The following is a 26814-nucleotide window of genomic DNA, read 5'->3' as shown; positions in this document are numbered from 1 at the left end:
CAAACGACTCAATTATGAAAATCATTTCTGAAAAAGAAGCCAGGCTCATTCAGTCTAACTGGCAGAAACTAAGACAAGAACATATTATTTCGGCCTTTGAGGTTTTTGATGAATCTCAGGGAGAATACAACAGAATTACAGCCAGAGACTTTGGAGGTATATCTGAGGAATTTATGGGGGCTTTAGAAGCTCTGGGAAAAACGCCTTCAGATAGCTTATCACTTTGTTTAGGTATCGATACTGAAACCGAAAAAGCAGAAGTTTTCTGGGAGTTCTATATTGATGGTGCTAAAACTTATATAGGAGGGGATGGAGATCGGTTCATTACTTTTATTTCTCCTAACTATAACCCAACACAGCCTCGAATGGGGGAGTCTGTGAATTACAAGAATGAAGTTTGCGCCAACTGGGCTAATATTTCCTATTTCGAAATGAATGCCATCTTTTTTGTAATGCTACAGAATCCTGATGAGAAGATTCATGGCGCAGAGGTATTTCTTAAGCGTCCCAGAAGAGTCTTGAAGTTTATGATTCCACAAGCGGATATTGATGTTATGAAAGAGACTTGTAATACAGACAAGAGTCTCCTGGTTCATTATGGAGTCAACTATGGAGATGCTGCCAGACAAATGATTCCATTTGTTCCATTAATTCAGATTTATACTCCTGTTGTTCAGGGTGTGGGCGGAATGGCAGATGAGGACGATCCAAATTCAACTTATCTTGATTTTGTGGGTACTTGCCCTCCAATTTGTCCCGATGGCGGCCCTAACTAATTAGACTCTGATAATCTTTTAGCACTTTTTCTATACCTGAATGTCTGATGGATTTTTCTACTTTATAAGGTTATCTCAGGGATTGGTTTTACTGCCTTTCCTGATAGGTCTGCTAAGACTTAAACAACACAGCGAGATACAAAGAATCTTATGGTATTTGGTGGGGGCTTCGGTCCTTACTGAAGCCATAGGATTATATATTGCTGAATATGTTGTTCCTCCAAATAACCTGGCGGTTTACAATGTATATGCTGTCATTCAATTCATATTTGTTACCAGAATTTACTATAAAGCGCTGCAAGGGGATGTCATTAGAAAGGGGCTTGACCTGATAACTATTCTGTTTACTTTATTTGCCGTCATTAACCTGATATGGATTCAATCCATCAATAGCTTCAACACAAATATCATTGTGTCCTCGTTCTTTTTTTATGTTGCACTGGCTATAGTGTTTTTCTACCAGAAGCTTAGTACGGCCAAGGATGTTGCATTGGAAAGGAACCCAATGTTCTGGTTGAATTCTGGAATGTTGATTTATAATTCGGGAGCTTTTCTCTTATTTGTCTTTGTAAACCATGTTATTACTGCTTCGGATGATGTTGTCATGGCTTCCTGGCGGTTGAATGCTGTTTTGAGTATAATCCAGATTTGTTTTTATAGTGTTGCTCTATGGATCAGGCCGAAGGAATAAACGGTATTGACCTTATGCTTTCGGGCATGTTGGGCATGTTTATTCTCTCTTTAGGAGTGATATTCTTCTTTATGGCCTACCAAAGAAAAATACTAAAGCAACAAAAGGAACATCAGGAGAAAGAAGCAGAATACCAGCAAGAACTACTTCGTGCCAACTTTCAAAGTCAGGAAAGGGAGAGGAACAGAATAGGCAAGGATCTGCACGATGAAGTAGGCGCTCTATTGACTACTACCAAGCTTTATTTCCAGCATCTCGATCCAAAGACGGCTCCCGAGAGGTTTACCGAAGTAAAAGCCAAAGCTTTTAGTTTGCTGGAAGAAAGTATGAGTACTGTGCGTAGAGTCTCTCATGATCTTCGCCCGGTGGTATTGGAGCGATTAGGGCTGGTTGAGGCTATCTTGAATGTGGTGGATAAGATCAACAGTAGCGATCAGGTAGAGGTTATCTTTGAGCATGCTTTGAGCACTGAACCGACAGGAGAAGATGCTTTGAACTGGTACCGAATTATTCAGGAGTTATTTAATAATACCCTCAAACATGCGGGTGCAACCATTATTACTCTGAATCTTAAGAATCAACAAGACGAACTGATTCTGGTTTATAAAGACAATGGTAAGGGCTTCAGTGAAGACTCTGATATCAAACATGGACTTGGCTTACAGAACATCAGAAGTAGAGTAAGTTTAATGGGAGGTTCAGTAGAATTTAAGGAAGAAGTGCAGCATGGATTTGAGGCGATTTTAAAAGCGAAAATTAAAAAGTAAACACAATGGTAAAAGTGGCGATTGCAGATGATCATAAGCTATTCCGTGAGGGGATGCGATTTCTGATTGATCAGATGGATAACCTGGAGGTTGTTTTTGAAGCTTCTAACGGCAAAGAACTGCTAGATGAAATTGACCGCAATGATGCAGATATCTTGTTGCTGGATTTGGATATGCCTGAAATGGATGGGCTTGAAGTACTGAAAGAGTTGAGACCGCAAAAGCCCGAGTTGGGTATTATCATCCTTACCATGCACAGCGACTCTAAGATGATCGCCTATCTGATGGAGTTAGGTGCTAATAGTTACTTATTGAAGGATACCAGTCCTGAAGAGTTTGAACAGGCTATCAGTAGTGTTATGGAAGAGGGTTTTTACTTCAACCAAATGGTATCTAAAGCCATGTTGGGAGGCCTGAAAGGACAAGCAAAAAAAAAGCCTACACTCAACCATCATGAAAGTCTGACCTCCAGAGAGGTTGAGGTATTAGAGCTTATCTGTCAGGAGTTCACTGCTAAAGAGATTGCCGATAAGCTATTTATCAGCCATCGAACAGTAGAGGGGCATAGAAAAAACCTGATTGAAAAGCTGGGGGTAAAAAATACAGCAGGCCTGATTGTTAAAGCTATCAAAGAAGGCCTGATTAGTGTTTAGCGGTCATCTGTTGAGCTAATTGAATACATTTTCCACTCGCCATTAACCTTTCTGAACCCCGATGTCCAGGCAAAAATGGTGGTGTCAGATTGGTTTCCCTGAGTTTGTGTAATGATCTGTTTTCTTACTGACATGGTTGCAAGCGAGGCATCTGCTGAAATAGCGATTACAGGAGGTTCAATATCATCCCAGGCTAAATAGCGAACTCCTGAAAAATAGGAGCTGAACCTATCCAGTATTTCCTGATTAGAATTCTGATAAAATTGTCCTGAGTCTACAGTGAGTAGGCTGTCTCCAATGCTGTTGGCCAAAAGCTTTGCATCTAATGTCATATGAGCCATGCGTTGCTCTTCATTGATTCTCAAGAGGGCTTGCCGCTCTTGCTGCATATCTGGCTGATCAGTACAGGATATGAAGAGACAGAAAATGAACAGAACAAGAAAAAGGCGCATCTTTCAAGTTACCTGAAAAAACGTGCCTTTTAAAAGTATGTTCGATAGAGGATGACCTCTATTGGATCAATAACTGATTTAGTCTTTTTTTACTGTAGGATAGGTGATGCCTAGTTGCTCCAAATAGCTATTGAATTTAGTTTCATCATAGTAGAACTTCTCCAACTGCGGTCTGAATTGATCCATAATTTTCTGATTCAAATAGGTAGGAGGCATGTCGTCTTCGCTAATCATAGGTTGATACTTGGTATCCTTGCTCTGCACATTGTTGAAGTAATCCCAGGCCTGATCAACCAGCTCCGGGTTGAGGAGGAAGTCGAGAATAGTCATGGCTTCTACACGAGCTCCCGCTGTGGCTCCTTTATGAGCAATAGGGGTGGCCATGGCAATGGCATTACTCCAGTGGTGACCTTGCAAACCAGGAATGTTAGAAGGAAACCTCATGGTTACAGTTGGTATCTTCCAGCTAACATCACCAATGTCGTCTGAACCACCACTGACCGGTTGGGTTACTGGAAGTCCCAGGCTGGAAAGCCGGGTGCTCAGCCCTCTTGGGTTAGAGCCTACTTCTTCCTGAACAGCTTTTGCCAATGTCTGGTCTTTCTCATCCCATTCTGGCAGACCAACCATTTTTATATTCTCGTACATGGTTTCCGCAATCACCTTGTTGAAGTGTCTTGGCCAGGCAGTGCCCAGTATTCTTGAAGACATTTCTGTATCAGTCATTAAGGCGGCTCCCCTGGCTATGTTATTCGCAGATTCATACATATCCATAATGCCCTCGTAGGTAACGTCTCTGAAGTAATACCAAATGGATGCCTTGGAAGGGACTACGTTTGGCTGATCGCCACCATCAGTAATAATAGAGTGAGATCTTTTTAAAGGATGCAGGTGTTCTCTTTTGTAGTTCCAGCCAACATTCATTAATTCTACCGCATCCAATGCTGATCTTCCACGCCAGGGAGCTCCTGCACCATGGGCAGCTTCACCATCGAAGCTATATTCTACACTGATTAGTCCGGTACCCGAAGCCTGACCATAGGAGACAGATAAGTTGCTGCTAACATGGGTGAATATGCACAGGTCAATATCATCGAAAAGGCCGTCTCGTACATACCATGCTTTTGCGGCTACAAGTTCTTCCGCAATTCCCGGCCATAAGATCAGAGTACCTCCAATGTTCTCTCTTTCCATAATCTGTTTCACTGCTAATACTGCAGTGATATTGAGCGGGATGCCGGAATTGTGTCCCTCTCCATGTCCGGGGGCTCCTTCTACCATGGGTTTGTGATAGGCTACCCCAGGATATTGAGAAGCTTTAGGGATACAGTCAACATCGCTTCCTAAAGCAATGGTAGGGCCTTCTCCATTACTCCATTTGGCAAACCAGGCTGTGGGAATACCTGAGACTGATTCCACTATTTCAAAGCCATTATCCTTTAGTATACCAGTCAGGTATTTGGATGATTCATATTCCTGAAACCCAAGTTCGGCAAAGCTGAAAACCTTGTCGATCATTACCTGCGTCTGTTTGTGGTTTTGCTCCACAATACTCGATGCTTCATTCTTTAGCTTTTCAATCTGCTTTTTATTGAATGACTTCTGGCCAAAGGTCAGGTGGCATACAAAGACTAAAGCCAGGAGGAGAGAGGTTTTTCTTATCTGCATGATTTAAAGGTTGATAGCTTCCAAAATAAGAAAAAATACCTTTTCAGACGCGCATAATTATTCCAGCTGGAAAATCATCTCTACGCAATTAACTGATTCTGATGCTGAATTGACTAAACTGAAGAGTAGCATCATAAATGGGTAATTCTGTTGTAGTCCATGCCGAAATGGCGCCCTTCCTTTGAAGCGAAAACTCAAAGTATTATGAAAAAGATTATTGAATTTATTCGTGATCCGGGTAGCCGTGCGGTGGGATTGATATTCATGTCTATGTCTATTGTTTTTGGTGCCTGGGTAACCAGATTACCCGAATTGCAATTAAAGCTTCATATGAGTGAAGGCCGGTTAGGGCTGGCATTATTCGCCATGCCACTTGGGGCCATTTTACTTTTGCCTTTCTATACCAGAATACTGGAGCATCTTGGAGAAAGAAAGTCTACTTGGTTAGGTCTGGGTTTATTTCTCCCCTTGATATGTATCACAGGACTGATGCCAAATTTCAGAGCACTTTGTCTCAATTTACTTTTGGTTGGGATGGCTATGGGGCTTACCAATATTTCTATGAATGCCTGTGCGACTGCCTTGGAGAAAAAGGAAAAGCGTTCATTGATGTCTGCTTGTCATGGCTTTTTTAGTTTGGGAGGAATGGTGGGTTCGGCAACCTCATCAATGTTTATTGGTCTTGGTCTGAATTCGTTTTATCACATCCTCTGTTGGGTGGTTGTGTTGGGCATATGTGTAACGAGGTCGTCCGGACATTTGATTGATGATGACAACAGAGGTAAATCAAAAAGCGAATTTCTATGGCCGCCTAAATCAGTGGTTAGTTTAGCCTTGATTGGTTTTTGCATTATGCTGGGTGAAGGTGCTATTACAGACTGGAGTACTATTTATATGAAACAGTCGCAGGCAGCACCTACTACAATAGCCAGCTTTGGTTTTGCAGCTTTTGCAGGCTGCATGGCTATAGGGAGGTTCTTTGGTGACCAGTTAATTGAGAGCTGGGGTTCTTTAAAAATGCTTTTGCTAGGTTGTCTATTAGGTATTCTAGGTCTGCTAACTATTCAGTTGGACGGGTATTTATGGGCTCTATTTGGTTTTGGAGGAGTCGGGCTGGGATTCTCCGTTATAGTACCCACGCTGATTAGCCAATCTGCTAAGCAAAGAGGTATCAAGCCTTCCGCAGGGATCACTTCAGTGGCCTCTTCTGGCTATATCGGTTTATTGATTGGCCCGGTTCTCATTGGTTTTATAGCGGAACATTGGGGTATTGACTATGGTTTTACCTTCATTACCGGGCTCTCGGTATTGGCTTTTTTGGTGGTTTTGTTAATGAGGAAGAGTATAGTTGTTCACTAGCTTCAGACTTAGAAAGTGATTTCTTTTGATAGAAATGTTTTGGGAAAGCATCAAATAATCTTCTATCTTGAAACAAAATTGTTAGAACTTAAAACACCGCAATTATGGCCATTAAGCAAAGTCTCGAGGAGAACAAACAATTCATTCTGGATAGCCTTCCTACTCAGGAATTGAAAGATCAATTCTTAAAGAACCTGCAGGATGCTCCTGAGCAAACTGAAGCTCCAACCGTTGAACAACAGGTGAAAGAAGCAGAAGCTCCAAAGTATGTTCCTGAAGATCTTTATTCAGATATTAAGAAGGAAATAGAAAACTATAAACCTGCTCCAAAAATGACAAGTGAGGAGGAAAAGGCTGTTATAGAAGAGGCATTGAAAAATCCTCCCAAGTCAGATCCGGGAACAACAGAGGAATAAGAAATGAAAGTCGCTCAGTTTTGAGCGACTTTTTTATTAAGATAAGACTTGCAGAAAGCAATGAAAACCTGCGCGTCCTTGTAATCGGTAATGAAACCTACCGAAATTCTTACAGCTCCTCTTTTTTGGTCGAGGAAACGGATGAGGTCGAAGTAATTTTTCTCCCCACCTCTTTTGAAATAGGCTTTTAGCTTTTCCTTATTGAGGTTGTGGTTCTTCTCATCAATTCCCGGATTGCAAAAACAGCCTGTGCGAATGGAAATATTCTTCTTATAAGCATCAGATTCTATTTGTTGGAAGTCGTGAAGTTGCCCATCTCTATCATAGAAATTCATGACTAAAGTCCCTCCGCGGTTTTCCATACCTTCAGGTCCATAGATGCGGATTAGATTTTGACCATTCTGGTGCCTGAGAGCCAATAGCTGTTCCATTAAGTAGTGGGTGATGGTTCTAACGCGTAGCTCTATTTTAGAAAGGCCAATGGATTCGATGTACTCTAGTCCAGTCTTGATTGCTGGTATATCCAGATAGTTAATGGTGCCGTCTTCGAATCTTGCGGCTTCTGATTCGAGATAGTGACCGTCACCGTTAACACTGACAATAGTGATGGTGCCTCCTGCAAAGGATAGTTTTTGCAATTTATTAAAGGTGTCTTTTTTGACCAGTAGGGCACCCAGACCAGTAGGGTAACCAAACATTTTATAAAATGAGAGGGATACAAAGTTGGGTTGGTGCCTGCTTAAATCAAGAGGAGAAGTTGGCACATAGGCTGCTGCATCCAGTAAAACATCCCAGCCATTAGCCTGTGCTTTGTCAATCCAGTTTAAATCGTGCTTTACTCCAGATACATTTGACTGTGCGGGAAATGCGAAAAGCTTTTCATTCCCATTCAAGCTTTCGAGGTTGGCGCTCAATTCTGCCTGGTCAAATAGCAACTCATTGGTTAGCTCAGTATAGGTGAATGCACCACCTGCTTTGCGGGCATACTCACGCATACCATTGACTGAATTATGATTATCTGCTGTAAGGAGTAGTTGACTGTTCTCCGTAAAGGGATATGATTCTGCTACTAACTTGATGGCCGATGAGGCATTTGCAGTAAAGACACAAATGTAATCATCGCCTGCATTGAAGTACTCTAGTACCTTCTTTCGACTTGCTTCTACATGCCTTTCGGCCAATGATGAACTGGGGTTGATGCTGTGTGGGTTTCCCAGAATCTTATTTTTGAGGAATTCGTGATGTTGATGTAGTAGACTCTCCCCATAGAGTTGTCCCCCGGTAAAATCCAGATAAGTATGCTCTTGTTCGTCAAGTCTTGCAAAGTCCTGTTGTCTTAGCGTATTCAGTGAACTGGTTCTTTCGTACTCAGGAAAACGCTCAATAAAATTAGTGTAGCTGTCCGTAGATGCGAAAGCCTTGTTCGTCCACGGATTGATTTGTTTGAGAAAACTGAGCATAATCTACTTTCTTTCCACATAGGTTTCCTGACAGGGAAGGGTTTCCTGCTCCGCTTGATTCCAGGCATTTAATCCACCAATGAGATTGTGGATGTCTGTGAAGCCCGCATCAGCCAATAGTTGACTGGCCCGGGGGCTCCTGGCACTAATAGAACAGTAAACCAAAATAGGTTTGCCCTTATATTCTGCCAGTTCTTTGAGACTCTTTTCCAGTTGGTTGATGGGAATATTGATTGCTCCCTTGAACCGGCCTATTTGGGATGTTCTTTGAGTATATTCACCTTCTGACCGCACATCGAGAATGAGCAGATCTTCTGTATTGGCAATCAGATCGCAGACCTGATAGTTGTAAAGGTTGGTGTAGTTCAATCCTTCGCTTGGGTTATTAATATTGATAAGCTTCATACCGCACTCACTGCAATTGCCAGCTGCGTGAACTATGACATTATCTTGACTACATCCACAGGGGGTACATTGATAGGCAGGTTCTACCTGGGTTTGTGCTGAAAGCTGAGTATTGATCAATAGAAGGGCCATAGCCATTCCCAATACCAGCAAAAGGTTTTTGACACTTTGGGCTTTTGAATTCATGTTGTTTTGAGTTTTGCTCAAAGGTATTAGAGGGTGAAATGTGGTTGGGTGAAGGCGAAGTTAATCTTAGCCAAGAGAGGGTTAAAAGTGTTAATGAAAGGTTAAATAGGGAGATGAGGAACTATCTTATGAGTTGAAAATTCCCTCTTTTTACATGTGATTGATTTTCTCCGTTTTGAATGAATTTATAGCTAATTATATAGCTATATTGGCCTACTGGAGCATAGCTGCCATTAAAACGACCGTCCCATCCATTATTAACATCGGTGGTTTTGAATATCAGTTCACCCCATTTGGAATAGATAAACATTTTTAACTCTATACTGCAATCGCTAACAACCAGGAAGGTGTCATTAATTCCATCTCCATTCGGAGAAAATACGTTCGGAGGAATGATAAAAGGTGGTTTTTCAAATATCTCTTCATCGTTAAAGGTAATCGAACATCCATTTGCGTCAGTTACAGTTACTGAATACTTTCCTGCAGGAAGCCCCCTAATCAATTGTGAGTCCTGTGGAGGGCTCGTATTCCACCTGTAGGTATAAGGAGAAGTTCCTCCACTGGCTTCGACCGAAATTGTCCCTGTCGATTGCCCTATACATGAAGGAGTATCGGTTGTAGTAATTGTAAGAGGTTTGGGTTCATCTACATGAAAATTTAAAACGAGTTCGCAATTCTCTTTATCGACTATTTTTACTGTATTTGGACCAGGACCAAGACTTTTGTTAAACAAGTCCGGTGAGAAAGAACCATTATTCCAGGAAGTTTTATAAGGAGAGGACCCTCCACTAATTAGAAGCTTGGCATACCCATTGTTTTCACCATAGCAGAAGGTAGAATATATATCTATTTCTGCACTTAACTCGTTTGGCTCTGAAACATGAATAGATTGAGTTAGAGTACAGCCTGCTGAATCTGTGATTCTAACTTGATATGAATCGCTTTTGAGGTTATATCGGTCGATAGTCATGGTGCCATCATCCCATTCCACTAAATAAGGAGCTAAGCCACCACTGATTTGAAGTTTAATTTGTCCATCTTCGGCATCCTTACAGCTAATACTGTTAATGTCAGCTTTAATAACTAGGTCATCTAATATTGATACATTCAATGTATCTGAAACACCTTTACAATATTCACTCAAACTGTTTGTCTCCTCAAACCATATTTTTTTTACAGATGAACTGTTCCAGTTAACTTTAATCATATTTTGGGTGGAGGAACCAATAATATCCCCTCCCTCTACAAACCATTGATACTCGGCTCCTGGAGAAGGGGGGGTAAAATAGGTTAATCCAGTTAGTTGATTTGGACATAGCAAGTTGTCTGGTCCGTTTACTCGTTGTGGAGCCGGTGGGCGTAACTCTTCATTAATGATAATTTTCAGAGTCTGCTCAGCACTACAGCCAAGTGAGTTGGTCTCGATTACCTTAACTAATGCTTTTTTATTTGAGTCGAACCAACTCACTGTAATACTGTCGTTATTGTTTGATTTCCGGGTAATTTCACCGCCAATAACTTCCCAATGGTAATTATTTCCTTTAGTGTTTTTTAGGCTATATGTAAAGCCTTTTAAATTTGGACACACAGACTGGGGTCCAGAGATTGTTTCTCTACCAATGTCAACAATCTCTAATTGTTTGTAAAAGATTTCTTCCTTTCTACAATCTCCATCTCCTTTAGATGCAATTAATTTGATTAAATATTGTCCTGGTTCCGAATATAGATGTTCTATTTTACTTCCTCTTTTTGTATTTCCATCACCTAGAAACCATTCGAATTCATTAAAGGGACTTTCTCCCTCGGTGAGGTCAAATAACACCTCTATTTGAAGGTTGTCATTAATACATGCTTTGTCATCGATAATACCAATTTGTTCGGATTGGAGGTTGATTTTTCCGAGTTGATTCTGCATAGCACTTCCTAATGGGTAACCAAAACTTTCTAACCATGAGAATGCATAAACATATCCAATGAGTCCGCTTAATGAAGAGATTTCATTTGCTCCTAAGTAGTTCATCTCAAATGTTGCGTAGGAGTATTCCGGATCGTCTTGTACAATTTTAAAATCAATGTTAGGACTACTTGTTGAAATGTAGCTAAACTGCGTTATTTCATCTGTTTTAACCAATACACTGGCAAATAGCCTGAAACTAGATCTAGAGTCTGAATGATTAATGAAGTTCTTGAATGGGGCCATTTGATTACTTGGAACTAGTTGTAGCATAAATGGGTCACCAATTCCCGTAGGTTCATAGATAATAGGTTGATAATCACAGCTCAGAGATTGACTTAATTGTGTAACAGCTATTGGTTTGTCTGAAGTAACAGATCTGGCAGTATTTTCCACTATTCTGAGAGGCGCCATCTTGTTAACTAGATATTTTTGACTTCCAATTTTTATTTCTGTATTGTCATACTTAGCCACTATTTGAAGTACATAGCCGGTTCGCTCTGCAAAAGGAAGAGCGATATACTCCTTGCCCCAGTATCTTGTTGGTAGGTTTTGAGAAAAAAGGAAGTCGGCCCCAAGACCAAGTGGAAATGCTGGATCTATTAAGTTAGAAGGGTCAGACCAATCAGCAGCACAATTCTGGCCTCCAGTTACCTTTTCGTATTCATTGCCTCCAAAAACAGCGATTGGTTTACATTCATCAATAGAAATTATAGTAGTACCAGAGAGATCAAGTTCTGAATCAAGAAATAATACTTCTCCTTTATCCAGAGTAAACTCATAGGTGTTTCCCTTTTTTAAGCTAGGAAGCAAGGTGTTCTGACTGGTAGTTATGGAGATGACAGTATGGTCCTTAGTTGCTATTACTAGTAATTGTGACTTAGAAGAAGTACTAATCCAATCGATGCTAGATTCTATCTTTGTGGGATCTTCATCATAGGTGGATAATATATACTCAGACCCCAAAAGGTGAGATGGGTATAGTAATGCTGCGTCAGCACTACCCCAAGAATTATTTAGAACACTTAGACCAATCTCATTCTGAGAATAGATGTGTATCGAATTTGAAGAGATTCCTGTAGAATCTCGTACTGTAAGAATTCCTGATTTGGTAGATTGTTGCTTATTATAAGATACCTCATATCTAAGAGATTCATTCGCTCGAATTTGCAATGTGTCTGATTGCAGAGGTGTCTCAACAATGACCCAGGAATCCGATTCACTTTGAATAAACAGATCTAGGATAAATTCATTTTGATTGATTCTGTGAGAGTAAGCAGCTAGTGGTATTTGTCTGGGTATGGCTAACCAAAAATCACGGCCTTTAGTTGTCTGGGCTTCAACCAGAAATAATGGATTTAAACATACCCAAAGTAAAAGAAGTCTCTTAATTGAAGACTGCATTTAATGTGCTTTCATTAATAACGATCAGAATTACAATAGAAACATCGATAATAATGGTATAGGCGTTTGGTTAGCCAAGAGAGGGTTAAAAGTGTTAATGAAAGGTTAAAGCCCAAAACAGGTGATTCAGAATCCGTATTTTCGAATGAATAATTCATGAAACTATCACGCTTAACCATATATCTGGTAATTCTGGCTGTTGTCGGTTCAATGGCGGGACTTGTCTTTGTACAGCTCAGAATATTCAAAGAAGATGTCGCCATCTATGAGGAGAAGTTTAATCTGACCGTACCTGAATATTTCAATACCATCTATGAAGAAATGAGGTATGATAAGGGCTGGGTAGATATGGTAAACGCTTATGAGGGAGGTGAATTCTTCAGTTTTGAATCTTTTGAGAAAGCACCGGATAATATGATCCTTAAGGTGCTGAAAATGAAGATTGACAGCGTCTTTGCCCGTCATAACATGAATATTGCATACCGGGTCAATGGATTGATTGCCAGCGATACAGAATGCTTCTTTTATTCAGATTCAACGAGAAGGGCAGAAAATCCAAATATTAATCTGGTTACCAATGCTGAGAATTTTCTCTGTCTCTGCGGACCGGATGTTGGTCGTTCACATGGAGATCATGGAGACGGGAAGTATACGGCATTTGATATCAGTTTTAGCTATCCGAATTTCATAGCCAAGAATGCATCAATGTTAAGGGCTACGGTACTTCTATTATTGGTGATCATTGCGGCATTTTCCTATACCGTCATTACTATCAATCGACAAAAGAAACTGTCACAGCTCAAAAATGACTTCATTAATAACCTGACTCACGAGTTCAAAACACCGATTTTCTCTATTGCATTAGCATCTGGACTATTGAGAAAATCTGATGAGGTCAGACAATCTGATAAGCTATCCAAATATGCTGAGCTGATCGATAATGAAGGAAAGCGTCTTAAAAGTCAGGTAGATAAAATTCTGCAAATGGCCTTGATCGATTCCGGCAATTTTAAATTGGATAAGAAGGAGCTCGATTTGCATGAATTGATTGAGAAAGTGACCAAAGCATTTGAGTTGATTATTAATGAAAGAAATGGCCGACTGATCCTCGACCTTGGAGCCAGGCAGCATTTTCTGATAGCAGATGAAACACATCTGAATAACATCATCTATAATCTTTTGGATAATGCAGTCAAATACACAGAAGGTGAGCCGGAAATCAAGGTGATCACCAGAGATACAGACAAAGGGATTGAGCTGATCATTCAGGATAACGGCATTGGTATGGGAGAGGAAGTTCAGAAATTCATTTTCGATAAATTTTACCGTGCTGAGTCCGGTAACCTGCACAATGTCAAAGTTTCGGACTTGGTCTGAGCTATGTTAAAAGTGTTATTGATGCTCATAAGGGCAGAATAGCGCTTGAAAGCAAGAGGAATCTTGGGAGTGAATTCAGCATTTTTTTACCATGGAACTAAACAAAAAGGGACACATCTTACTGGTTGAAGACGACAGCAGCCTGGGCTATATTCTTAAGGAATACCTACTTATGCACGATTTTGAGGTAACCTGGGCCAAGGATGGAGAACTGGGACTTGAGGCGTTTGAAAAAGACAGGTTTGACCTTTGTATCCTGGATGTAATGATGCCAAAGATGGATGGTTTTACACTTGCCGAGCAATTGAAATCGACCAATGCATCAATTCCCCTCATCTTTCTGACAGCCAAAGCCCTGAAGATTGATAAGCTGAAAGGCTTTAAGCTGGGAGCAGACGACTACATTGTGAAGCCGGTAGATGAAGAAGAGCTTATTGCCAGAATCAACGCCATCATCAAGCGCAGTACAACGCAGGCTCAACCTGACCCTGAAAGATTCATTATTGGTAAATACGAATTTGACTATACGAATCAGGCACTCTATCTGGGAACTCAAAAGCAGACCATTACTACAAAGGAGGCCGATATTCTTAGGCAGCTATGCTTACATAAGGGACAGATTCTGGATAGAGAACAGACTCTGAAAAACTTATGGGGTCATAGTGACTACTTCAATCGTAGAAGTATGGATGTGTTCATTTCCAAGCTTAGAAAGTATCTTAGTGGAGATGATCAAATCAAGATTACCAATGTGCATGGCAAGGGCTTTGTGCTTGAAGACTAGTGTCTTGCATATGACTTTTCAATATGATGTTTTGGTTAAGTTTATAAAGTGGCTGACCATCCAGAGTTTCTTTTAGATAAATTCAGGTTACTCTACAAAATATCATCAACAACAAACACATGAAAGGTCAGTTCAATACACGCCAACTACTTATATTTATCTCTTTGGTTAGCCTGTTTGCCCTAATGGGGTGTTGCAAGAAATGCGACCTGAACTTTGAAGAGAGCGAATTAGGCCTCTTATCCTTCGAATTAGATTCCTCCAGGCCATTCCGAAACAGCAATGGAGAAACCATTAGCCTAAGCTTTAGAGGAACAGATGTTGAAGAGAGTGGTAAAGTCTGCGGAGGATTCGGACCTCCTGAGGACGATTTCTGTTCAGTGGCAGCCTATCAGACTTTCAGATTCAGCAAAGGGCAGCCCGACTTATCGGTACAGTTATGGAAAACAACAGATTCCTCTACTGAGGTTGATTTGGTAGTGGAAATAGAAAATGCCACGCATCGCGTGGCCTACGAGAACCTTCAGTTGAGCTCGGGCTCTCGAGGACAATTGCAGACGGTTTCCATCAATGGTACAGTTTACGATGATGTACTGGACTACTTCTTTGATCCCAACACAGATTGCAAAGATCCTTCTGGCAATTACTGTGTGAAGGATGGTCAGGTAGTGGCGTTTCAGTTCAGCTTATCTGCCGGACTGATCAGCTTCGAGATTCACCGGGGTTTGCAAACATCTAATGATCGCTACGAAATAGAGAATTAGTTGTCTGTTCGAGCAACGTGTAATGTTAGTTTAGCATGTGCCTTTGGTGCAATCACTGCATTCATTACCTCAAACTCTAAATCGAAGTCAGAAAGAATGTCTTTGGTTTTTACCTTGATTACCGTTTCACTCTGAGGTTTGATTTTAACCAGATCGGCCATATCATAGAAGCTGAAATCCGTCAGGTTTCTTAATTCAAACTCTGTATCGCTGAGATTCTTGATAGTCACATGGGCGATGCTGGTGTTACCCGGATATTCAACCTTTTCTACCTTTAGGCTGGCATCCAGAAGCAGGTTCATGTTTTCTTCTTTTCCCACCAGAAGATTGTTATACCAGACGACAGTCCTGCCTGCAGTCAGACCTTCCTGAAGCGATTCAATACTTCTTTCTTTAGAGAATACCAGGGTAATCGGTCTGTGTCCGCCATGCTGGGTTTCATAGTCCCAGTCGATAAGTCCGTGGACATCGGAGGTACCCATAATGGTGAGGTTATTGTCTAATGCAATTTTCAATGCTTCTTCAGAATAAGTATCCATATTGACCACTTCAATACCATGCAGTAAGCCCTTACTAATCAGGTCTCTGTGTAAGTCATAGAGTTTGGCAATACCATCCTTTTCCTGTCCGGTCCAGGTGGGGTGATTCCAAAACACAAAGGCATTCTGATTTTTGGCTTCCTGAAAAGCCTCCATAGCTTCTTCTTTGAGCATAGGGTTGGCATCTTCTATAAAGATGGCATTGCTGTGCCCCGGAGGCATGCTGCGGGTTATTTCAGAGCCTCTCACGATCATCAGGTTGCTATTTCTGGCAAGGCGGACTGCCAGTTCATAAGATCGGTTTCTATTAGGGTGTGGTATGTCAGCACTATGGGGTTGATACTCCAGATGCTCAGTGAGGGAGATAACATCCAGTCCATCTCGTATGGCTTCCTGAACTCTTATATCAGGCCAAACGCTACCATCAGAAAACACGGTATGAATATGCAGATCAGCTTTCAGTGTCACATAGCCCTCAACATTGGGGAAGTTGATTTTTCTTCCAAAGGCATGGTTGTGGTTTTGACCGAAGCCTAATAAAGTGACAAAGAGTAAGAGTAGGGTTAGGGTGAGCTTTTTCATAGTTAAGGTTGAATGAATGCTATTCAATTTAACCATAAGCTGTTAACTGTTCGTTATGGCAAGGCTATGCTATTCGTACTTTTCACCGTTAATGAAAACACTATCAATCCAGTCAACTCCAAAGTTATAGCTGATTGAATTTAGGTTCTTGCCCGCTTTGGCTACAATGAAATTGGCTCTTTTGCCCTTAGTGATGCTTCCGGTTTCGGCTTCCAGTTCCAGCGCAAACGCTGCATTGAAGGTAGTGGCATTAAAGGCCTCTTCGGGCAATAGTCCCATATGCACTGCGGCAAGACTATTGGCAAGACTCAGGTTGAAAGAGGGAGCGGATCCGGGATTGAAATCAGAGGCAATGACCAATGGCAGCCCGTTGTCAATGATTTTCCTGCCCGGGGTATAAGGTATTCTGATGAAGAAGGAGCAACCCGGTAAGGCAACAGGGATAGTGTCTGAATCTTTCAGTAGGTTAATCTCATCATCCGTTAGTACTTCCAGGTGGTCAACAGAGAGTGCTCCATACTCAATGGCTTTTTCAATGCCTCCAATTGAGTTGAATTGGTTGACATGTACCTTTGGCTTCAGGTCGAACTTTTCACCGGCTTCAAGAATACGTTCCATCTGTTGTACTGAATAGTATCCATCTTCACAGAAGCAGTCGATATAATCTGCCAATTGCTGAGAGTAAATTTCGGGGAGCATTTCCTGAATCATGGTGTTCATGTATTTCTCATGATCTGCTGTTGGAAAGGCATGAGCGCCAAGAAAAGTAGCTTTGATAGGAATGGGGAATTGCTCGGACAATTGACTGATAACCTGAAGCATTTTGATCTCAGATTCCATAGTAAGTCCGTACCCACTCTTGATCTCAATAGCTCCTGTGCCGGCCGCAATGGCTTCCTTCAGTCTTTGTGCTGCCCGTTCAGTGAGCGTATTAATGTCGGTTTGCTGAAGCTTACGTGCTGAATTCAGAATACCACCTCCCGCTTCGGCAATAGACTGATAGTCCATGCCCTTGATCTTCATGACAAATTCCTCATCACGGTCCTCAGCAAAAACCAGATGGGTATGTGAATCGACAAAGGTGGGGGTGACCATACGACCCTTCAGGTCAACGATTTCGGTACCTTCCTCCGGTTGAAAGTTTTCCATACTCCCATAGTTATGAATCAGACCGTCTTCAACTGTCAGCCAGGCATTTTCCATAGTAGGCACATCAGCCATCATAGCTCCGCGCAGAATGTTTTGTTCAGGTTCTCTCACCTGAACGAGTTGGTTGATATTGATAAAGGTTTTTGTCATAATTTAGGTCTATGAGAAATTAGCTTTATTAGAAGTATGGGTTTGAACCCATTCCTGAGTATATCCTTTTTGAAGATAATAGCCTTTGGCCCTTTCTATGGCCTTGGCTGGTTGTTCGATTTCTTCAATACGTTCGGCCCCTACTTTGGCCAGCCATCTTTTGAAAGGCTCAGCTTTTTTAGATGGAACAGATTGAATAATTCTCAATATGCCTTCATTGTCAGCACAGTCAGTCTGGTACTTTTTACCATCTTTTGAAGGTATTTTCAGTTGTACACAATTTGTGGACAACTGAATTCCATGCTTGAGTTCCTGTTTCTTTAAGGTACTCCAATAGTTCCTTGGATTCGAGCTGTTGGTTAATGCATGAACAACATTTATGACTGAGTAATACCACTCATCTCCAACAAGAATTCGTCTAATTTCTTTGTCTTCAAAAATTGAGAGCTTGTTGGCATTTGGTGTGCCTGTTGATTTAGGTTCCTTTTTCATTTTATATGAGGTGTAATGGTTTGCTCCAGCCAACCCTCATTTTCAATATGAATTTAAGATTTTAAGCGACTAAACTAAAATCACAGCAACTTTCCCAATAGATTATCATCAACCAAATGAGGTTTGGTAACCTTGAGCCTGGGTTCAACCTGCATGGCTCTTTCAATACTACTCATGGCATGTGGATTTCTGGCCCAGTTTCGTCTGGCAATACCATTGTTGACATCCCAGAAAAGCATACTTTTTAGTTTGGCATCTGCTTCCTCTGAACCATCGAGCAGCATGCCGAAACCACCATTAATGACTTCACCCCAGCCAACACCGCCTCCATTGTGCAGAGAAACCCAGGTGGCTCCTCTGAAAGCATCTCCTACAAAGTTTTGAACAGCCATGTCGGCAGTGAATTGTGATCCATCGTATATGTTGGATGTTTCTCTGTAGGGAGAGTCAGTGCCGGAAACGTCATGATGGTCACGTCCTAAAACAACCGGACCGATTTTTCCAGCTTTTATGGCCTGATTGAAGGCTGCAGCAATACGCATTCGGCCTTCCGCATCGGCATATAGTATTCGGGCTTGCGAGCCTACCACCAGGCGGTTCTTCCTGGCTTCTTTTACCCAGTGCAGGTTATCGGCCAGTTGAGGTCGAATTTCTTCCGGTGCCTCATCCAACATTTGTTGCAAGACTTCTGCAGCAATGGCATCTGTCTGGTCAAGGTCTTCAGACTTACCTGAAGTACAAACCCAACGGAACGGACCGAATCCATAGTCAAAGCAAAGCGGCCCCATAATATCCTGCACGTAGCTGGGGTATCTGAACCGTCCGTCTGACTGGAGAATATCAGCACCAGCACGGCTGGCTTCCAGCAAAAAGGCATTTCCATAATCGAAGAAGTAAGTGCCTTTGGCAGTATGTTTATTAATAGCAGCGGCATGCCTTCTCAAACTGGTATAAACTGCATCCTTAAAAGCTTTCGGATCTGCTGACATGAGGGTGTTTGCCTCATCATAGCTGAGTCCAACCGGGTAATAGCCTCCTGCAAATGGATTGTGCAGTGAGGTTTGGTCTGAACCGAAGTCAATTGAAACACCTGCTGCTTCGAAACCTTCCCACACTTCTACAATATTACCTAGATAAGCAAAGGAGGTGTTTTCTCCTTCATTTCTAGCTTTCTCTACGGCTGTGATTAATTCATTAATGTCTTCAATAACCACGTCTACCCAGCCTTGTTCATGTCTTTTATATGCTGCTTTGGGATTGACTTCAGCAGTCACGGAAACTACTCCGGCAATCTTGGCAGCTTTAGGTTGTGCTCCACTCATCCCACCCAGACCGGAAGTTACAAAGAGCAGACCGCTGAAGTCTCCGTCCGCTTTTCGCATTCGGGCTGCGTTTAGTACGGTGATGGTGGTGCCATGCACTATGCCCTGAGGACCGATGTACATGTAAGACCCTGCTGTCATTTGACCATATTGCGTAACTCCTAATGCATTGAATTTTTCCCAATCATCAGGTTGAGAATAATTAGGAATCATCATACCATTAGTCACCACTACTCTTGGAGCATTACAGGAGGAGGGGAATAGCCCCATGGGGTGGCCTGAATACATAACCAGGGTTTGCTCATCAGTCATTTCTGCCAGGTATTTCATGGTAAGTCTGTACTGTGCCCAGTTTTGAAATACTGCTCCATTTCCCCCATAAGTGATGAGCTCATAGGGGTGTTGTGCCACCTGATGATCCAGGTTATTTTGAATCATCAGCATAATAGCCTTGGCCTGCTCACTATTTCCTGGATAAGATTCTATGGCCCTGGCTTTCACCTCATGCCTGGGCATAAAGCGATACATATAGATGCGCCCGAACTGATTTAGCTCTTCCAGAAATTCTCTGGCCAGCTCGGCATGCCAGATTTCGGGAAAGTATCGAAGGGCATTACTAATGGCCAGTTTTTTATCTTCCCTGGAAAGGATGTCTTTTCTTTTGGGAGCCCGGTTTACCTCGGAATCCAGCTGTGGATATTCCGGTAGCGAGTCTGGTATGCCTTGAAGTATTTCTTCCTGAAAAGTCATAAGGTGGCGTTTTAGTATTGTTCGAATTCGGTTTCAAATGGGCTGATTGTTTCAGCCATTTCCTGGTTGGCTATTTGGCTCAGTGTACGTTCGGCAATGATGGTGTGGGCTTTGTGAATGTCATCTGCAAAGATTCTGTCCGCACTGGCATGATCTATTCTCGTCCGCACATGGGAATGACAAGCTTCTAATACGGGACCTGATTTCAGTGGTCTGCGGAAGTCAAAGGCTTGTGCCGCACAGAGTAGTTCGATAGCGAGAATTTGTTCCAGGTTGCCTATGATTTGCAAAGCTTTTCTTCCGCTGATAGAGCCCATACTCACATGATCTTCCTGACCTAATGAGGTAGGAATGGAGTCGGCACTGGCCGGAAAACAAAGGCTTTTGTTCTCAGATACAAGAGCAGCAGAGGTGTACTGAGGCAGCATAAAGCCTGAGTTAATCCCTGTATCATTCATCAGGAGGGTAGGAAGTCCTTCGACTTTACCTTCCAGGGAAAGGTATATTCTTCGGTCCGAGATATTACCAATTTCTGCTGCGGCCAGGGCAGCATAGTCTAATGGGAGTGCCATAGGCTGTCCATGGAAGTTTCCACCGCTGATGGTTTCTTCTGCACTGAGTACAATGGGGTTATCGGTAACAGAGTTCAGCTCGATTTCTACCAATTCCTTTAGGTGAAGCCAGGCATTGCGCGAAGTGCCATGAACCTGTGGGATGCACCGTAGTGAATAAGGGTCTTGTACTCTTCCACAATCAATATGAGAATTGAGGATTTCAGAATTTTGCAGAAAGGTTCTCACTCTGTGGGCGACATGCTGATTGCCTTTATAGGGCCTGATCTGATGTAATTCCGGTGAGAAAGGTTTGATGCTACCCATCAGTGCTTCAATCATCATGGCACCGATAATGTCGGCATGGCTCAGGCAGTTGTGTAGTTTGTCTACCACCATAACGGCATGTGCTGCGATAAACTGGGTACCGTTGATCAGGGCTAAGCCTTCCTTCGGACCTAAAGGAATAGATTCAAGGTCGGTTTGTTGAAAGAGGTCTTCGGTAGTGATTCTTTTGCCTTTGTAAAATACTTCTCCCAAACCAATGAGAGGAAGAAAGAGGTGTGCCAGTGGAGCCAAATCTCCGGAGGCGCCTACTGAGCCCTGTTCCGGAACTACCGGCAGTGCATCATTATCGATATGCCAGACAATGCGTTCCAGGGTGCTGAGCTGAATACCTGAGAAGCCCTGTGCGAGTGAATGTACCTTGAGAATAAGCATGAGCTTGGAAAGTGTCTCATCAATAGATTTCCCTACTCCCACACTATGGCTCTTGAGTATATTATATTGAAGCTCACGCGTATCCCTGGCCGAAATCTTGGTGGTACAAAGAGGGCCAAAGCCTGTATTGATGCCATAGACCGTCCGATCTCCTGCAACAATTTCTTCGACTGCAGCAGAGCTGGCTTTTACCTGCTCAATAGTCGTTTCACTCAAAAGGCCTCTGGTCTCACCTTTGGCAATTTGAAGTGCCAGGCTTACTGTGAGTTGATCTACTCCGTATTTGAACTCTTTCATATCTGATGATTACTTTTCAGGGTAAGTCAACCCTGGTATCATTCAAATCTACCGGCTTCAATTAATTCATAAAAATGATATATTTTTATCTTTTAATAACTGTTGGTAATTAATGGAGCTAAGACATTTAAGATACTTCCTCACTTTGGGTAAAGAATTGCACTTTGCTAAAGCAGCCGATCGCCTGTTTATCACGCAACCCGCTTTAACCAAGCAAATTCAGCAGTTGGAAGAGGATTTACAGGTAAAGTTGCTTGATCGCACCAAGAGAAATGTAAAGTTGACGGAAGCTGGCAGATACTTTCTGGATGAAGCAGAGTATGTGCTGAACCATCTCGATAAGGTCACAGAGGCTACCAGAAGAAAAGCGGAAGGGCAGGAAGGGGAGGTACGGGTTGGCTTTGTGGGTTCCGCCATGCAACATATCATTCCTGAGCTTTTGGAGAAATTGCATGCTCAGTATCCCGGAATCCATACTTCTTTACAAGAGTTGAATAATAAAGATCAGTTGGAAGCTTTACTGCACGATAAACTGGATATTGCCTTTGTGCGCCTGGAGACTGTTCCCAATGAGTTAGAAAAACAGGTGGTTTTTGAAGATGCTTTTTCTCTGGTGGTTTCGAAGAAGCATCCGATTGGGAAGGCAGGCTTTAAGAGTCTCGCCCAGTTCAGTAAAGAACAGTTCATTTTATTCTCGAACGATTACAGTCAGGAATACTATGACAATATCATGAGCATTTTTACAGATCATGGTTTTAAACCGAAGGTGTCTCACCGCTCTGTTCAGGCCAATAGTATTTTCAGATTGGTGGAAAGACAGTTAGGAGTAGCCATAGTCCCTGGCGCTATGAGCGATGGTGTCAATCTCGACATTGATTTTATTTCTCTTGCTCACCTACGACAAAGAACACAATTGATGGCCGTTTGGCATAAGAAGAACAGGAATGAGGCACTGGTGAAGTTTTTGGAGTTGTTGTCTTAGATCTTTCCACCCCCTGCTTCGCCTCCCCCGCCAGCGGGGGACACTAAATCCGATGCTTTATCTTCTGGTATGAATATCACCCGCAGACGGAGGTTAACTTCCATAGATATCCAGCAACCCCTTCAGGTCTTCCAGCCTATTCGCTTCTTCTTTCGGTTTGTCCTTTCTCCAGCGATTGATTCGGGGAAAACGCAGGGCAACTCCTGACTTATGCCGACTGGATTCATTAATGCCCTCAAAGGCGATTTCAAAGACCAGTTCGGGAGTTACACTTCGAACAGGGCCAAAACGGTCGATGGTGTTCTTTTTTACAAAGCTGTCTACCTCTCGCATTTCAGCATCTGTAAGGCCTGAGTAGGCTTTGGTAAAGGGCACTAATTGGTCACCCTCCCAAACGGCAAAAGTAAAATCGGTGTAGAGGTTGGCCCTGCGCCCATGTCCTTTCTGAGCATAGATCATGACAGCATCTATCACCAGCGGGTCTACTTTCCATTTCCACCAATCGCCTTTCTTTCGGCCTACCTGATAAGGAGAGTCTCTCCTTTTGAGCATCAGGCCCTCGCAGTAATGTTCTCTTGATGCTTCGCGAATCTTGGCTAATTCTGACCACTGCCCGAAGTTAACCTGCTCAGAGAGTAACAAGTTCGGGTATGGGTGACTGTTAAGGATATTTTGCAGTTCGGTTCTGCGACTGGCCAGCGGCTTGTTTCGAATGTCCTTTCCATCCAGTTCCAACAAGTCATAGATGATCATATGGATAGGTACTTCTTTCAGTAGCTTTTTAGATACAGTCTTTCTACCAATTCTCTTTTGTAACAGTCCAAAGGGGAGTGGATGACCATCTTGCATGGGAATGATTTCTCCATCAAGGACTGTCCCGTCAGGCAAGATGTCTTTGAGTGGCTCAAATTCTGGAAACCTGTCAGTGACCAACTCTTCACCTCTCGACCAGACGAAGATTTCGCCTCCTCTTACTATTAGCTGACCACGGATACCGTCCCACTTTCTTTCTGCAATCCAATCATTGGGTTCTCCTAATTCCTGAGGAGGATTTTCCAATTGATAGGCCAGGTAAAAAGGGTAGGGCTTGCTCTGGTCGGCAGCTGGGTCTTTCGAATAGATCAGCTCATCGAAACTGGTTTGGGAAGGTTCCCAGTTGCCCATCAGTCTGTGCGCCAATTCACTTTCTTCGATTCCTGTGTGTTGCGAAAGGGCGCGGGTCATCAGTTTTTGAGAAACACCCATTCTAAAGCCTCCGGTAATGAGTTTGTTGAATACAAAGCGTTCACTGGTGGTCATGGTGTTCCAGGCAGAAAGGATCACCCTTTTCTTGTTCTCGTCTTCTGTTTTATCCAGTGCCTTGATCTCCTGTATCCACTCACTGAGTGTTTTCTCATTGCTATGCTCAGCTTCAGGGACCACCAGGGCAATGGCTTCCGCCAGGTCCCCGACTGTATGATAGGCTTCTTCAAACAGCCAAAGGGGAATGTTACCCAGCTCCGCTGCCCAGATTCTGAGGAAAGTGGTTTTCACGGTCCGTTTGGGGCGCTTGTGACTCAGAATGGCAATGGTCCATAGTTTATCATCATCATGACTCTGGTCGAAATAATCCTTAAGAGCAGCTACCTTTTTAAGGGTTGAATTGGTCTGATCCAGAGAGGTGAATAATTGAGCAAACTGTTTCATGCAGCTTCTTCCTCCATTTGATCGTCATCATTGCTGTCGATTGACTCTCCGGAAAAGAGGGTTTTCTCCTCCACTGAATGGATCCCGATTTCATTCAGGTACTTACTAAATGTATTGGTATAGCCGTGCGTGGTAATGACAGTTTCTGCTTCTGTGGCTTTGATGGCCGATAGTAATCCATTCCAGTCAGCATGATCTGAAAGTGCGAAACCTCTGTCGGCTGCTCTTCTTCTGCGGGTTCCTCTCAATTGCATCCAGCCGGAAGCGATGCCGAGAGAGGCAGGTTTAAACTTCTTCATCCAGGGAGAATTCAAAGCGGAAGGAGGGGCAATGATGAGTGCTCCCTGAAATGCTTTTTTATCCAGTTCTTTAGTCACCCTGGTCGTTGGAGGCAATTCAAGACCAGCTGTTTTCAGCGCTTCATTGGTGTTTTCAATGGCTCCATGGGTAAAGATGGGACCAATGCTGTCATCTACATTTTTAATAACTCTTTGGGCTTTACCAAGGCTGTATGCTGTGATCAACGTGTTGAGGCCTTCACTCGCATTTTTCTTCCACCAGGTAATGATCTCATTAAAAATATCTTCCTGAGGTTGCCAATGATAAACAGGAAGACCAAAAGTGCACTCTGTGATAAAGGTGTGACATTTCACGGGTTCAAAGGGAGTTGAGATGCCATCGGCCTCTGTTTTGTAGTCGCCCGAAACTACCCATGTTTCTCCCTGATAAGAAACTCTTACCTGTGCTGAACCGGGAATATGTCCTGCAGGGTGCAGACTGAATTCTACACCGTTGATAATCAGCTTTTCATTATAGTCTAGTCCCTGCACAGAGATGTCTCGTCCTAATCTCAATTTCATCACCGGAATGCTCATGGGATGGGCGAGGTAGTGCTTCATGCCCCATCGGGAATGATCGGCATGGGCATGAGTAATAATGGCTTTATCCACCTTGCGCCAGGGGTCTATATAGACTCCGGCTTTTTCACAATAGATTCCAGACTCAGTGAATTGTAGCAAAGGCATATCGGTGTAACCAAGAGGGGTCTTAATTGGTTTTAATGTATGGGTTGTCGGGTTTAAAACCAATATGAACCAATTATCAAAACTTTCTCACCCGGAAAAAGATGATCTGACTACCTTTGTTGTTGACATTACTAAGAATACAATTAAGAATTACCCCGCTTCATGCAGCATTCACCTTCAGAAAAAATTGAACTGGCCAAAGAGAAAATCCTGGCACTTAAAAAATACGCTCAGGAACATAAAGTAAAGGCTACCATCCAGATCATCAATTCGTTTCTTCCATTCCTGGCTTTATGGACGTTGATGTACATTAGTCTTGATTACAGCTACTGGATCACCCTTGGGTTAGGTGTAGTCAATGCCTTTTTTCTGGTGAGAATCTTTATCATTCAGCACGACTGCGGACACCAGTCTTTTCTGAGAAACAGAAAGGTGCAAAAAGTAATAGGCTACGTTTGTAGCTACTTTTCGGCCATTCCATTTAACTATTGGTCTAAGTCGCACAATGTACACCATAAGCACAATGGTCAATTGGAGATGAGAGATATTGGAGATGTAACCACATTAACGGTGGAGGAATTTAAGCAAATGAGTCGCTGGAAGCGCCTGAAGTACAGGGTTTACAGATCGCCAATAGTCATGTTTGTGATTGGTCCGGTTTACTATCTTTTCATCCATAACCGAATAGCTTTTATTAAACTACCCACCTTTGAAAGGGCTAAGAAATGGTTGGTGCTGAACAACTTTGTCATGCTGGCTATTTTTCTATTCTTTGGTTTTCTACTCGGTTGGGAAAAGTTTCTATTGGTTCACCTCACTATTCTGGTGTTGTTCTCCATCATCGCTATTTGGTTTTTTTATGTGCAGCATCAGCATGAATACACCTATAAGCAATGGGTGAAGAACTGGGATTATGTGACCTCAGCGCTAAAAGGAAGTACTTACTATAAAGTACCAAAGCTATTCAACTGGTTAACGGGGAATATTGGAATTCACCATGTGCATCACCTGAACCCTTTCATTCCTAACTATAATCTGAAGAAATGTATTGAAGAGAACCCCTGGTTGAATAAATACACTACCACCATCAATTTCCGACAGAGCCTTACACTCATTACGAATAAGCTCTGGGATGAAGCTGAGCAGCGCATGATCAGTTTCAGGGAGTTTTACAGAAGGGAAAAAATGCAGCCGGTTCGGGTACAGTCCTAAAGGATGATATAGCAGCCCTGTTGAAGGGCCAGTGTTTCAGGTTTCTCAAGATCAGCTATTGGTAAAACAGTTATACGGTCTGTATTGCTTAAAAACTCATCTGCAATACGGAATGAACTCCTTAAGTCTGTTTTGGCTCCTGAGTGTTTTGTTTTCTATTGTATAGCTCTTTGATACCACGCTCAGAGACTTATGCTGCTTGGACTTAAAGAATGAAAATTCATTTCCTGATATGAAAACT

23 protein-coding genes are annotated in these 26814 nt (G+C 42.5%); 11 read left to right on the top strand and 12 right to left on the bottom strand.

Annotation, left to right across the window (positions count from 1 at the left end):
• Positions 1-14: 14 nt before the first annotated feature.
• The 4 genes from ACOOEY_RS05010 to ACOOEY_RS04995 are packed head-to-tail and all read left to right on the top strand — an operon-like array spanning position 15 to position 2887.
• Positions 15-776: a hypothetical protein gene (locus ACOOEY_RS05010; RefSeq protein WP_420387577.1), complete on the top strand. Its 762-nt coding sequence runs from the start codon at positions 15-17 to the stop codon at positions 774-776.
• Positions 777-816: 40 nt separating this feature from the next.
• The gene (locus ACOOEY_RS05005) at positions 817-1467 is read left to right on the top strand and encodes a hypothetical protein (protein WP_420387576.1); all 651 of its coding nucleotides are present in this window, start codon (positions 817-819) and stop codon (positions 1465-1467) included.
• Positions 1446-2234, top strand: a complete 789-nt coding sequence (locus ACOOEY_RS05000; RefSeq protein WP_420387575.1) for a sensor histidine kinase — start codon at positions 1446-1448, stop codon at positions 2232-2234. The genes ACOOEY_RS05005 and ACOOEY_RS05000 overlap by 22 nt, the downstream gene beginning before the upstream one ends.
• A gap of 5 nt (positions 2235-2239) precedes the next feature.
• The gene (locus ACOOEY_RS04995; protein ID WP_420387574.1) at positions 2240-2887 is read left to right on the top strand and encodes a response regulator; all 648 of its coding nucleotides are present in this window, start codon (positions 2240-2242) and stop codon (positions 2885-2887) included.
• Here the strand turns inward: ACOOEY_RS04995 and ACOOEY_RS04990 are convergent.
• The gene (locus ACOOEY_RS04990; protein WP_420387573.1) at positions 2884-3276 is read right to left on the bottom strand and encodes a nuclear transport factor 2 family protein; all 393 of its coding nucleotides are present in this window, start codon (positions 3274-3276) and stop codon (positions 2884-2886) included. The genes ACOOEY_RS04995 and ACOOEY_RS04990 overlap by 4 nt on opposite strands.
• A 141-nt stretch (positions 3277-3417) precedes the next feature.
• The gene (locus tag ACOOEY_RS04985; RefSeq protein WP_420387572.1) at positions 3418-5007 is read right to left on the bottom strand and encodes an amidohydrolase; all 1590 of its coding nucleotides are present in this window, start codon (positions 5005-5007) and stop codon (positions 3418-3420) included.
• A gap of 204 nt (positions 5008-5211) precedes the next feature.
• Between ACOOEY_RS04985 and ACOOEY_RS04980 the strand changes: the two genes are divergently transcribed.
• Together ACOOEY_RS04980 and ACOOEY_RS04975 are read left to right on the top strand one after the other, a co-directional pair.
• Complete coding sequence (locus tag ACOOEY_RS04980; protein ID WP_420387571.1) at positions 5212-6366, top strand: MFS transporter; 1155 nt, start codon at positions 5212-5214, stop codon at positions 6364-6366.
• Between the two features lie 104 nt (positions 6367-6470).
• Positions 6471-6782, top strand: a complete 312-nt coding sequence (locus tag ACOOEY_RS04975) for a hypothetical protein (protein WP_420387570.1) — start codon at positions 6471-6473, stop codon at positions 6780-6782.
• Positions 6783-6796: 14 nt separating this feature from the next.
• Here ACOOEY_RS04975 and ACOOEY_RS04970 read toward each other — a convergent pair whose 3' ends face one another.
• The 3 genes from ACOOEY_RS04970 to ACOOEY_RS04960 form a co-directional block, all read right to left on the bottom strand.
• Positions 6797-8242: an aminotransferase class V-fold PLP-dependent enzyme gene (locus ACOOEY_RS04970; RefSeq protein WP_420387569.1), complete on the bottom strand. Its 1446-nt coding sequence runs from the start codon at positions 8240-8242 to the stop codon at positions 6797-6799.
• Positions 8243-8245: 3 nt separating this feature from the next.
• Positions 8246-8833, bottom strand: coding sequence for a rhodanese-like domain-containing protein (locus tag ACOOEY_RS04965; protein WP_420387568.1), 588 nt, complete (start codon positions 8831-8833; stop codon positions 8246-8248).
• A gap of 121 nt (positions 8834-8954) precedes the next feature.
• Positions 8955-12191 carry a gliding motility-associated C-terminal domain-containing protein gene (locus ACOOEY_RS04960; protein ID WP_420387567.1) on the bottom strand — a complete coding sequence of 1079 codons (3237 nt, stop codon included), beginning with the start codon at positions 12189-12191 and terminating at the stop codon, positions 8955-8957.
• 156 nt (positions 12192-12347) lie between these two features.
• Between ACOOEY_RS04960 and ACOOEY_RS04955 the strand changes: the two genes are divergently transcribed.
• From ACOOEY_RS04955 to ACOOEY_RS04945, 3 genes are all read left to right on the top strand, one after another.
• A complete protein-coding gene (locus ACOOEY_RS04955; RefSeq protein WP_420387566.1) occupies positions 12348-13568 on the top strand; it encodes a sensor histidine kinase in 1221 nt (406 codons plus the stop codon).
• Positions 13569-13659: 91 nt separating this feature from the next.
• Positions 13660-14352 (top strand): response regulator transcription factor, encoded by a 693-nt coding sequence (locus ACOOEY_RS04950; protein ID WP_420387565.1) that lies wholly within the window; start codon positions 13660-13662, stop codon positions 14350-14352.
• 119 nt (positions 14353-14471) lie between these two features.
• Complete coding sequence (locus ACOOEY_RS04945) at positions 14472-15116, top strand: hypothetical protein (RefSeq protein WP_420387564.1); 645 nt, start codon at positions 14472-14474, stop codon at positions 15114-15116.
• Here ACOOEY_RS04945 and ACOOEY_RS04940 read toward each other — a convergent pair.
• From ACOOEY_RS04940 to hutH, 5 genes are all read right to left on the bottom strand, one after another.
• Entirely contained in the window at positions 15113-16237 is a 1125-nt protein-coding gene (locus ACOOEY_RS04940) for an Sb-PDE family phosphodiesterase (protein ID WP_420387563.1), read from the bottom strand. The two genes, ACOOEY_RS04945 and ACOOEY_RS04940, sit on opposite strands and share 4 nt — an antisense overlap.
• Positions 16238-16306: 69 nt before the next feature.
• Entirely contained in the window at positions 16307-17536 is a 1230-nt protein-coding gene (gene hutI, locus ACOOEY_RS04935; RefSeq protein ID WP_420387562.1) for an imidazolonepropionase, read from the bottom strand.
• Between the two features lie 9 nt (positions 17537-17545).
• The gene (locus ACOOEY_RS04930) at positions 17546-18028 is read right to left on the bottom strand and encodes a Bro-N domain-containing protein (RefSeq protein WP_420387561.1); all 483 of its coding nucleotides are present in this window, start codon (positions 18026-18028) and stop codon (positions 17546-17548) included.
• An 80-nt stretch (positions 18029-18108) separates the two neighbouring features.
• Positions 18109-20100: a urocanate hydratase gene (locus tag ACOOEY_RS04925; RefSeq protein WP_420387560.1), complete on the bottom strand. Its 1992-nt coding sequence runs from the start codon at positions 20098-20100 to the stop codon at positions 18109-18111.
• Between the two features lie 11 nt (positions 20101-20111).
• Complete coding sequence (hutH, locus tag ACOOEY_RS04920; RefSeq protein ID WP_420387559.1) at positions 20112-21668, bottom strand: histidine ammonia-lyase; 1557 nt, start codon at positions 21666-21668, stop codon at positions 20112-20114.
• Between the two features lie 112 nt (positions 21669-21780).
• On the opposite strand from hutH, the gene ACOOEY_RS04915 reads away from it, so the two are divergent.
• Positions 21781-22650 (top strand): LysR substrate-binding domain-containing protein, encoded by an 870-nt coding sequence (locus tag ACOOEY_RS04915; RefSeq protein ID WP_420387558.1) that lies wholly within the window; start codon positions 21781-21783, stop codon positions 22648-22650.
• Between the two features lie 93 nt (positions 22651-22743).
• Here ACOOEY_RS04915 and ACOOEY_RS04910 read toward each other — a convergent pair whose 3' ends face one another.
• Both ACOOEY_RS04910 and ACOOEY_RS04905 read right to left on the bottom strand, forming a co-directional pair.
• Positions 22744-24336: an ATP-dependent DNA ligase gene (locus ACOOEY_RS04910; protein WP_420387557.1), complete on the bottom strand. Its 1593-nt coding sequence runs from the start codon at positions 24334-24336 to the stop codon at positions 22744-22746.
• Positions 24333-25361, bottom strand: coding sequence for a ligase-associated DNA damage response exonuclease (locus tag ACOOEY_RS04905; RefSeq protein WP_420387556.1), 1029 nt, complete (start codon positions 25359-25361; stop codon positions 24333-24335). Before ACOOEY_RS04905 ends, ACOOEY_RS04910 begins: the two co-directional genes overlap by 4 nt.
• A 162-nt stretch (positions 25362-25523) precedes the next feature.
• Here ACOOEY_RS04905 and ACOOEY_RS04900 point away from each other — a divergent pair, with 162 nt between their 5' ends.
• Positions 25524-26573 carry a fatty acid desaturase gene (locus ACOOEY_RS04900; RefSeq protein ID WP_420387555.1) on the top strand — a complete coding sequence of 350 codons (1050 nt, stop codon included), beginning with the start codon at positions 25524-25526 and terminating at the stop codon, positions 26571-26573.
• Positions 26574-26814: the final 241 nt, after the last annotated feature.

Origin of the sequence: Roseivirga sp. (assembly GCF_965216855.1) — a bacterium.
Classification (GTDB): Bacteria; Bacteroidota; Bacteroidia; order Cytophagales; family Cyclobacteriaceae; genus Roseivirga.
This window is presented reverse-complemented; position numbering and strand designations above follow the sequence as displayed.